We start from the raw sequence: 10,230 nt of genomic DNA on the forward strand, positions 1-10,230 counted from the left end.
CAAATTGGACATCCTGAGTCGCGGATTATTTTGTCGGAATGCGCCATTTACCTGGCTACTTCGCCTAAAAGTAATTCGGCCTACGAAGCGATCAACAAAGCGTTGCAAATCGTTCAGCGTACCGGCGATTTATCGGTCCCCTTGCATATTCGAAATGCACCAACCAAGCTGATGAAAGAATTGGGCTATGGCAAAGAGTACAAATATGCCCATGCTTATGAGGGGAATTTTGCTGAACAGGATTTCTTGCCCGAACAATTGAAGGCTGAACGTTTTTACGTACCACAAAATAATGCTTCGGAACTGAAAATTCTGGAACGCCTGAAGAATTGGTGGAAAAAGCGTTATTGAGCAGTGTTTGCGCAAACAGTTTCTTGACGAAAGTCATTTATCTAAGATTATTTTCTTAGTTTTATGCCCAATTGTGGTGGGAATGAATAATAAAATAAACCTAGGATTAGCTGACAAACAGGTAGAACGGTTGCAAAAAGGAGATATGCAATCTTTCGATTTAGTTTATAAGGCCTATAGTCAGCGGCTCTATGGTTTTGCATTTTCAATTCTTAAAAACCACGAAGATTCCAAAGAGATAGTCCAGGAAACTTTTCTGAAGCTCTGGAATTCAAGAGAACAGCTAAAGAGTGATCAATCGTTGAAAGCTTATCTGTTTAAAATATCCTACAACATTTCTATTGACCTGATTCGCCTTCGTTTGAAAAGCGAGAAATACCAGGCCTATTTAAAGCTTCATTTTTCCGAAAATACGGGTGATGTGGAAAACCTGGCTGATTATCATGAGTTGAGTGATACCATTGAGCAAATTGTTGCTGAATTTCCGGAACAGCGACAACGTATTTTCCGCATGAGCAGGGAAGAGGGATTAAGCCATGCCGAAATTGCTGATAAGTTGGGGATCACCAGTAAAACAGTTGAAAACCATATCAACCTGGCCCTTAAAACCGTGCGAAAAAAATTAAGTTCCGGTAGTTTTGGAACACTCTTGTTTTCAGCACTTTTCTTCTAGACTTTTGTTTTTTTTAATAAAAACTGAAATTTTCTGATTTTTTCTTGGGGGGTACCATGTACTTCTTCGTAATACCATTGAACTTCGACAAAAAATACCTGGTATTTGGCGGTTGTTCTTTAAATGTGAAATGAATGAATAAATCAGAAAATATAGGCTTGCTCATCAATAAATACCTGAACGATCAGTGTTCGGCTAAAGAACTTGAGGAGGTTACCGCGATTTTCAAATCGGAAGAATATCGCGAAAAATTACAGCCCCTGCTAGTCGACTACTGGAGCAACACACCATCGTTCAGAAACGAAATTGCGGAAGATGAACTGGGTCAGATGCTGGATTCGATTCACCATAGAATTAATATAGAGCAGCCTTCAAAACGGCCAATGGCTAAGCGCTTGTATATCTATGCTTACAAAGTTGCGGCTGTTTTATTTATTCCCTTGTTACTTTTCTCGGTGTGGCAAGTTGTTTCCAACTCCATTTTTTCGAAGGATAGCTTTTGTACCCTGGAAACACCAATGGGTTCGAAGATGAAAACTACCTTGCCTGATGGTACCGAAGTATGGCAAAATGCAGGTACAACATTGAAGTATCCGGCTAAATTTTCAGAAAAGAACCGGGAAGTATTTCTTGTAGGTGAAGCTTATTTCCATGTGAAGTCGGATAAAAAACATCCTTTTCATGTTCAAACTCCCGAAGGAACCGTAACCGTAACAGGAACCCGTTTCAATGTATCGAGTTACACAGCCGATGATACCTATTCGGTGGTGTTGGAAGAGGGAAAAGTAAGTTTTACGCCGAAAGGCAAAGCTGAAGAGATTGATTTGAAGCCCTTGCAACAGATTTTACTAAACAAGAAAGATGGGGTCATTCAGAAAAAAAATATTGATACCGACAAATTTACCTCGTGGAAAGACGGTAAACTCATCTTTAGAGATGATCCGCTCTCTGAAATTGTCACTCGTTTGAATCGCTGGTACGACGCGGATATCAAAATTGTTGATCCCGATCATAAATTGAAGGATTATACCTTTACGATGACTGTTCAACAAGAAACCATTGAGCAAGTGTTGGAATACCTGACGCAGGCATCGGGGTTAAAATTGAAAAAAGAAGAAATTAATTCAAATGGAAGAGTTATTAAAACTAAATATCAAATATCAAAACAGGATTATGTATTGAAATAGAGCTTTCTAAAAATCAACAAGGGAAGATGCTGGCACATCCTCCCTTAAGGTTGAAATGATTACAACTTTGGAATAAAAAATTGTTTAATTCAAACCATTACAAAACTATGGAAAAAAATCGTAAACGGTTTGGCCGGGGATCATATTATCCTATGGTCATCAAACTTTTGAGATGTATGAAACTAACTATTCTATTTTTGTTACTCCTGGTTGGGCAGGTGTTGGCAATTGACTCCTATTCTCAAACCGCCCGTATTTCGGTCAATATGCGCAATACAACAGTCAAGGATGTATTGATGCAAATTGAAAAAAGCAGTGACTATTTTTTCTTATACAGTAGTAAGTTTATTGATGTTGACCGACGCGTTGACGTAAACGCAAATGAAAGTAATATTACTGAAGTTCTGGACGAAATCTTTCGGGGTGAAAATGTGAAATATGACATTAAAGACCGCCAGATTATTTTGAGTCCGGATAATGAAAACGGTGATGCTAAAAATTACGTCTTCCAACAACCTACAAAGGTTCAGGGTATTGTTGTTGATGAAAGTGGCAGCCCTGTTCCGGGAGCAACTGTTGTGTTGAAAGGAACCACACAGGGAACCATAACTGATTTCGATGGTAAATTCTCTATCGATGTTTCCGGGGAAAACCCAATCCTTATCTTTTCGTTTGTAGGTATGGAATCTTCAGAAGTGGCATACACTGGTCAAAGTCAGGTGAACGTGACTTTGAAATCCAGTACAATTGGTCTCGACGAAGTTGTGGCCATCGGTTATGGTACTGTGAAAAAGTCGAATTTGACCAGTTCAATTTCTAAAATTACGAATGAAGCATTGGAAGCCAGACCTGTTTCTACGGTAAGTGAAGCATTTCAAGGTCAGCTGGCAGGTGTTAATGCACAAGCAACCGGTGGTGGTATCCCGGGACAGGATTTGACAATCCGAATTCGTGGTGTCAATACAATTAACGGAAGCAGTAGCCCTTTGTATGTAATTGATGGTGTTCCTCGCGACGATATGAATGGTGTTAATCCTTCAGATATTGCGACAATTCAAGTATTGAAGGATGCTTCTGCAACTTCAATCTATGGTTCACGTGGTGCAAACGGGGTAATCCTTATTCAAACTAAAACCGGTTCAGGCAAACCAGCCATTACATTTGATGCTTATTATGGCTTGCAGACTCCGGAGAAAAAGCTTGATTTGATGAATGGTCCTGAGTGGGTTGCCTATAATATGTATTTGAGAAATGCAGATTATATTCGCTCCGGAGGCTCGATGAGTGATCCGATGTCTTCCAGACCTAGTGCAATGCAAATCCCGACTTTCTGGAGTACAACAACTGATTTTACCGATTGGCAGAGTGAAGTTTTACGTACTGCTCCGATTCAGAATTACGAAGCTTCAGCATCAGCGAGCGGAGATATGGGAAATGTTTTCATGTCAATTGGTTACATGAATCAGGAAGGTATTATTAAGGCAACCGATTTTGATCGTTACAATATTCGTTTGAATGGATCTTTGAATATTACTGACAATTTCAAAGTTGGAACGAATATGTCATTTTCAGAGTCTGACCAAAGTTTGGGAAGTGCCAACTTAGGTGACCGTCAAGGTAAAGATTCACCTACTCACCATGCCTTGATGATGTCTCCGCTGGTGTCTCCGGGAATGACGATAAGAACAGCCGAGAATAATTATACCGGTGTTCCTGTATCAACCGAAACTTCTGATGACTGGGGAGCTACCTGGATTGATCCGTTGGCTCAGTTGAAAGAAACAACTGATGATACGAAGACGACACGCTTGCAAGCGGCTTTGTGGGGCGAGTGGAAAATATTACCATCGTTGACCTATAAAATGCAGTATAGCAGAAGTTATGATGGAATAACTTACGATTATTTCCAACCGGCATCAGTAAACAGAAGTGCCTACAAATCAGCGGGTAATAGCTATGCATCACGCACAAACGATAAAGTGTTCCAGAATACAGTGACATTTGATAAGCAGTTTGGAAATCACCATTTAAATATTCTGGCAGGACAAAGTGCTGAAAAGCAAGAATACTATATTGCTAACCTGGAGGCTTCGGGATGGCCGTACGAAACTGTAACAACATTGAACCAGGCTTCAACTGCGGTAACAGCATCTACTGAAAGAACAACCTATTCGACTGCTTCCTTCTTTGGTCGTTTAAGTTATAATTTCATGGAGAAATACCTCTTTACTGCCAGTGTACGTCATGATGGATCTTCTCGTTTTGGTACCGATGCCAAATGGGGTACATTCCCTTCTTTCTCTGCAGGATGGAAACTTAATGAGGAAGGATTTATGCAAGATGTAGCATGGGTTAACCTGTTGAAGCTTCGTGCATCATATGGAACATCCGGTAATGACCGTATTGGTGATTATGAATATATGTCGCAATTGGGAACCTATTATTCTGCTTATGGTGAGAGCAAGCAACTGGGTGCTGCTGCTTCTAATGTCTCGAATCCTGATTTGAAGTGGGAAGAGACAAAATCAACGGATATTGGGTTTGATTTATCAGCGTTCAAAAACCGTCTGCAGTTTAATTTTGACTACTATAGAAATATCACAACAAACTTGCTGTTTGATGTGCCTATTCCATACACTACAGGTTTTGGTTCAACTTTGACCAATATTGGTAAAATCCGCAACTCAGGTTGGGAAGTTGATCTAACCTCTCATAACGTTGATAAGAAATTTAAGTGGGATACGAATTTGAATTTGTCGCACAATAGTAATGAGGTGCTTGCCATGGGTGAAAATACCACTCAAATCATTTCTTCGATCAATGGTGGACAGTTTATTACAAAGGTTGGCGGACAGGTTTCCCAATTCTATGTTTTACCAACCGATGGCTTTTTGTCACCAAGTGACTTCGATGCCAATGGAAACGCTTTAGTGCCGATTTTGTCAGGTGAGGAAGAAGGTAACTTCAAATATGTGGATACCAATAAAGACGGTAATATTAACGCAGAAGATTTTGTTCCTTACGGAAGTAACTTGCCTAAGTTTACCTGGGGGTTAACCAACCGGTTCTCGTATAAGAATTTTGACTTGAGTGTTTTGTTGCAAGGTCAGAGTGGTGGTGAGATTTACTTCCTTGGTGCTCGTCATATTGATGCCGGATATTATGGACGTACATCATATGCCCGCTGGGTTAGATGCTATAAACCTGAATATTTACAGTCTGCTATTCCAACAGAATATGCTGAAGCTCATGGTATCGATATGTCATGGGATGGCAAAACACAGAACTTTTATAACTGGGCCGATGATACAAACTCACGTGTTTATAGTGCAACATACGTCAGAATAAAGAATATAACTTTAAGCTATAATATGCCTGCTAACCTGTTGAAAAATACAAAGATACAAGGATTGAAGATATACGGTTCTGTTGATAATGTTTACACCTTCAGTAATTATCCAGGTTATACGCCTGAAACTAGTAGTTATGGTAACGGAACTACACAGCTTGGTGTTGATTACAGTACCTATCCTCTTAGCAGAAGATTTACTTTAGGTGTCAATTTAATTTTCTAACTAACCCCTAATCATGTTCAAGATGAAAAATATATCAAAAATAATTGGGCTATTTATTCTAGCTATTTCGGGGTCGTTACTCTCTAGTTGTAGTGATTTCCTTAATCCCGACCCGGAGTCTCTTTACACGACAACTACGTTCTATACCTCTCAATCCGATTTTCAGCTGGCTATTTCAGCTGTTTATGCAGCGCAGCAGGATGTTTTTGATGGAGATACCGGGTACTTGCATTTCCTTATTGCTCGTAGTGATGATTCCAATTCAGTTAATACAAACTTATATTCTGATGGAGCCGAGATTTTTACCGATAATTCAAACAGTACATGTTTGACCAATATTTGGGAAAGCATGTATGTGATCATCACTCGTTGTAATAGTATTCTGATTCGTATTGATGACGTTGCCTTTGATGATGAAGCTACCAAAGCGGATATAAAAGGTGAAGCTTATGCTCTGCGTGCCTGGGCTTACGACAACTTAGGAAAATTCTTTGGTGGCGTTCCTTTGATTGTTGATGCTGAATATACAACTGCAGAAACCTATGCTATTGCCCGTTCAACGCAAGCTGAAACCTTTGCACAGGCTGTAAGTGATTACAAGGCTGCAATTGCTCTTCTTCCTGAAGAGTGGAGTGCCGATGATGCTGGGAGAATCACCCAATATGCTGCTGATGCTGCTTTGGGACGACTGTATATGTTTATGGATGAGCCAGCCAATGCAAAACCTTATCTTGAGGCAGTTATAAATTCCGGTATCTATTCATTGGCTGAAAACTATGAGGATTGTTTCACAGATGCCTATGATAATGATGTTACAAAGGATCGTGTTTGGGAGGTTCAATATATTGGTGGACTAACCGGAGAAGGTCAGGGTTTCAGCGAATCTTGTATGCCGGAAGGTTATACGGGAGATGAAGGCTATGCTTTGCGTGGGGCAAGTTCAGCAATGCAGGTTTCAACAGATTTGGTTAGTGCGTATGAATCCGGGGACTACCGTCAGACGATTGCCACTTCAGACCAGATTACAGGTACTGGTGCTGCAGGTTATACCTGGTGTACCAAATACAGTCGTCACCAATATCAACCACAATCGGGTACCGATTGGGCAAACAATTTGCCAATCATCCGTTATTCAGATGTTCTGTTGATGTATGCTGAGGCTATCAATGCCACTGAAGGACCTACATCAGAAGCTGTAGGCTATGTGAATGATGTGAGAGAACGAGCTAAATTGGATGACCTGACTTCATTGCAGACTGCATCAGAAGCTTCTTTACTGACTGCGATTAAACAAGAGCGCAGAGTCGAGTTTATGTACGAAGGTTTGCGCTGGTTCGATTTGGTACGTTGGGGAGACTTTATTCCTGTAATGTCTAATTTCTTTGATGAAACAGACGAAGGAAATGGCCGATATTCCAGTAATGTACAATCTTTCCGTGCAGTTTTTGCTATACCGCAAGCAGAAATGGATCGTTATGACGATACCAGTGTGATGTGGCAAAATCCGGAATACTAACATATATTACAGAATAACAGGCAATCTTGCCTGTTATTCTTTTTTTCATTCTTCCGATCTTGAATTCCTAACCCAAACCCATAAGCATGAAGTTCACTCGCTATATCCAATCGCAATTATTTCTACTTCTTTCTGGCATCTGCATCACATTTAGCTCCTGTTCAACGCTCAATTCTGCAGAGACCCAAAGTCCGGTTGATTTGGTGGTTCCAACAGTCGATAGTGCCAATTCTCGCTGGTTTTTCTTTACTTCCGCATGTCGCCCGTTTGGAATGGTTAATTTAAGTCCTGATACTCAAACAGGAGGTGCCTGGGGAAGTGGCTACCGGTATAATACGGATACCATTAAAGGGTTTAGTCATGTCCATGCCTGGCAGTTAGCTGGTATTTCCGTAATGCCTGTGACGTTTAAGGCTGACGAAAAAGCAACTATTTTTAGTGATTATGCCTCACCCTTTAGTCATGAAAAGGAGATTGTGAGCCCCGGTTACCAGTCTGTTGAGTTGGATCGTTATCAGATCAAAGCCGAAATAACCTCTTCAAAACGAGTTGGATTTCATCGATATACATTTCCGGCTAAGGATAATGCAGCTCTGTTGCTTAACTTAAATGGCTTACTGGGTCCAAGCTTGATGAAAGATGGGGAGCTAAAGCAAACAAACGAATACACGTTGGACGGAAAAACTGTAAACGCTCCAACCATGCGTAGACCGAAAGATTGCACTGTATTCTTTCATATTGAGTTAAGCGAGCCGGTTCAAGCCATTGTTCAGGATGAGAACAGTAAAAATTACTTGGTCAAAATCGATCTTTCAAAGAGTAAAGAACTTCTCATGAAAGTCGCCATTTCCTATACCTCCGTTGAAAATGCAGCAGAGAACTTAAAAGCAGAGATTCCGGGATGGAATTTTGACCAAATTGTAAAGGAATCCAGAAATGTATGGAATAAGCTGCTTTCACGCATCGAAGTGAAAGGAGGAACTACGGAACAACAAAAACGATTTTATACGGATCTGTGGCATGCACTTCAGGGCCGTCGAACGATCAGTGATGTGAATGGCGCATATCCGGACAATACCGGTAACCATTTCAGAATAGGTCAAATCCCATTGGATCATAATGGGAAGCCACTCTTTAATCAATATAATTCAGATGCATTCTGGGGAGCCCAGTGGACAATCAACACACTTTGGGGATTGGTTTATCCGGAGATGATGGTCGATTTCACAAACTCGCTGATGCAGTACTACCGGGATGGCGGGTTAGTACCCCGTGGCCCTTCAGGGGGAAATTATACATATGTCATGACCGGCGCTACTGCAACCCCTTTCATTGTAAGTGCGATTCAAAAAGGATTAATAAAGGATAGCCTGGATGTCATATATCAGGCATTGAAAAAGGATCATATGCCTGGAGGAATCATGGAGAAAGCAGGTTATGAACACAATACGAGTTTGGGGGGAGGATTGAAATATTATATTGATAATGGCTATGTCCCTTATCCTATTCCTGATGGAGATTTTGGCCTCCATCAGGATGGCGCGAGCCTTACCCTGGAATACAGCTATCAGGATTGGTGCCTGGCGCAATTAGCGAACAAGCTCGGACATGAAGAGGACTATCAGTATTTTTTAAAGCGTAGCCAAAATTACCGGAATGTTTACGATCCACAAAGCGGCTGGATGCGCCCCAAAGATGTTGCCGGAAACTGGAAACCCGACTTCGACCCCTATGAACATGAACACGGCTTTATTGAATCGAACGGCGCTCAATCGACTTGGTTTGTGCCACATGATCTGGAAGGTTTGGCCGAACTCATGGGGGGTAATGAAAAGGCAGCTGCCAAATTGAATCAATCTTTCGAAGAAGCTGAAAAGCAAGGCTTCACAATTGGCACGTCGCACGATGTGGAACACCATCCGGAGTACAATCGGGTTCCAATAAACTATGGCAATCAGCCGTCAATCCAAACAGCCTTTATTTTTAATTATTTCGGTCAGCCATGGTTAACGCAGTATTGGTCCCGCAAAGTTGTTGAAACGGTTTACGAGGGGATTAGCCCGCAACGAGGCTTTAATGGAGATGAAGATCAGGGGCTGATGGGATCATTGTCCGTTTTAATGAAACTTGGCTTGTTCTCGATGGACGGAGGCTGTTTGGAAAAACCACAGTTAGAATTGGGAAGTCCGCTGTTTGATAAAGTAGTCATTCATTTGAATCCGGACTATTACAGTGGAAAGACGATCGAAATTGAAACGAAGAACAATAGCCCTCAGAATAGTTATATCCAGTCTGCTAAGTTGAATGGAGAGGAATTGAATAGCTGGAAAATTTCGCAGGAAGATCTGGAAAAGGGAGCTAAGATTACTTTGGAAATGGGCGACAAACCTAATAAATCATGGGGGCAAATGCCTTAAGTCTGTTCTAATTTCTTTGTCGGGTAACCAGAACAAAAGATCAAAAACAACGATATTGGAGTGGGAGGAATACGAAGTCTGGAGATGAGGCCCGCGCCGTTAACTTTGCGGCGGAGCCTCTACCTCTTTTAAAATCCGATTCTGAACTGGAATTCCGAGATAGACTTAGGTTGAACCTTTAGCTAAAAAACGAACCATGAAGAAGATAAATCGACCAATTTTATTACTTGTTATTGCAATTGCACTGGCAGCCTGCACCAGTTCGGCAAAAAAAGAAAATTCGAAGCCAGCACAATTAATCTCGAATCCAATTATTGATGGCTATTTTGCTGATCCGTGTATCATCAAGGATGGCGATACATTTTATATATATGCCACAATCGATCCGTGGGGCGGTGAAGAGTTAGGCGTCTTTTCAACAAAGGATTTTTTGAATTTCGACCGCCACCATTTAAACTGGCCGACCAAGACAGCCTGTACCAGTGCTAGTTCCAACAGTTCAATGGTTTGG

General features: G+C 41.2%; 6 protein-coding genes and 1 pseudogene. All 7 read left to right on the plus strand.

What is annotated here, in order from left to right:
* Positions 1-351: AAA family ATPase (locus tag AC37HE_RS08970; protein ID WP_500782492.1), on the plus strand; the 351-nt coding region annotated here is incomplete at its 5' end.
* Between the two features lie 82 nt (positions 352-433).
* Positions 434-1,024, plus strand: coding sequence for an RNA polymerase sigma-70 factor (locus AC37HE_RS08975; protein ID WP_500782493.1), 591 nt, complete (start codon positions 434-436; stop codon positions 1,022-1,024).
* A 134-nt stretch (positions 1,025-1,158) separates the two neighbouring features.
* The gene (locus AC37HE_RS08980) at positions 1,159-2,211 is read left to right on the plus strand and encodes a FecR family protein (RefSeq protein WP_500782494.1); all 1,053 of its coding nucleotides are present in this window, start codon (positions 1,159-1,161) and stop codon (positions 2,209-2,211) included.
* A 176-nt stretch (positions 2,212-2,387) separates the two neighbouring features.
* The gene (locus tag AC37HE_RS08985) at positions 2,388-5,786 is read left to right on the plus strand and encodes a TonB-dependent receptor (RefSeq protein WP_500782495.1); all 3,399 of its coding nucleotides are present in this window, start codon (positions 2,388-2,390) and stop codon (positions 5,784-5,786) included.
* A gap of 22 nt (positions 5,787-5,808) precedes the next feature.
* Positions 5,809-7,302, plus strand: a complete 1,494-nt coding sequence (locus tag AC37HE_RS08990) for a RagB/SusD family nutrient uptake outer membrane protein (RefSeq protein WP_500782496.1) — start codon at positions 5,809-5,811, stop codon at positions 7,300-7,302.
* An 86-nt stretch (positions 7,303-7,388) separates the two neighbouring features.
* A complete protein-coding gene (locus AC37HE_RS08995) occupies positions 7,389-9,719 on the plus strand; it encodes a GH92 family glycosyl hydrolase (RefSeq protein ID WP_500782497.1) in 2,331 nt (776 codons plus the stop codon).
* A 196-nt stretch (positions 9,720-9,915) separates the two neighbouring features.
* A pseudogene (locus AC37HE_RS09000) lies at positions 9,916-10,230 on the plus strand (hypothetical protein); the annotation flags it as partial.

This window comes from Mangrovibacterium sp. (assembly GCF_059905295.1).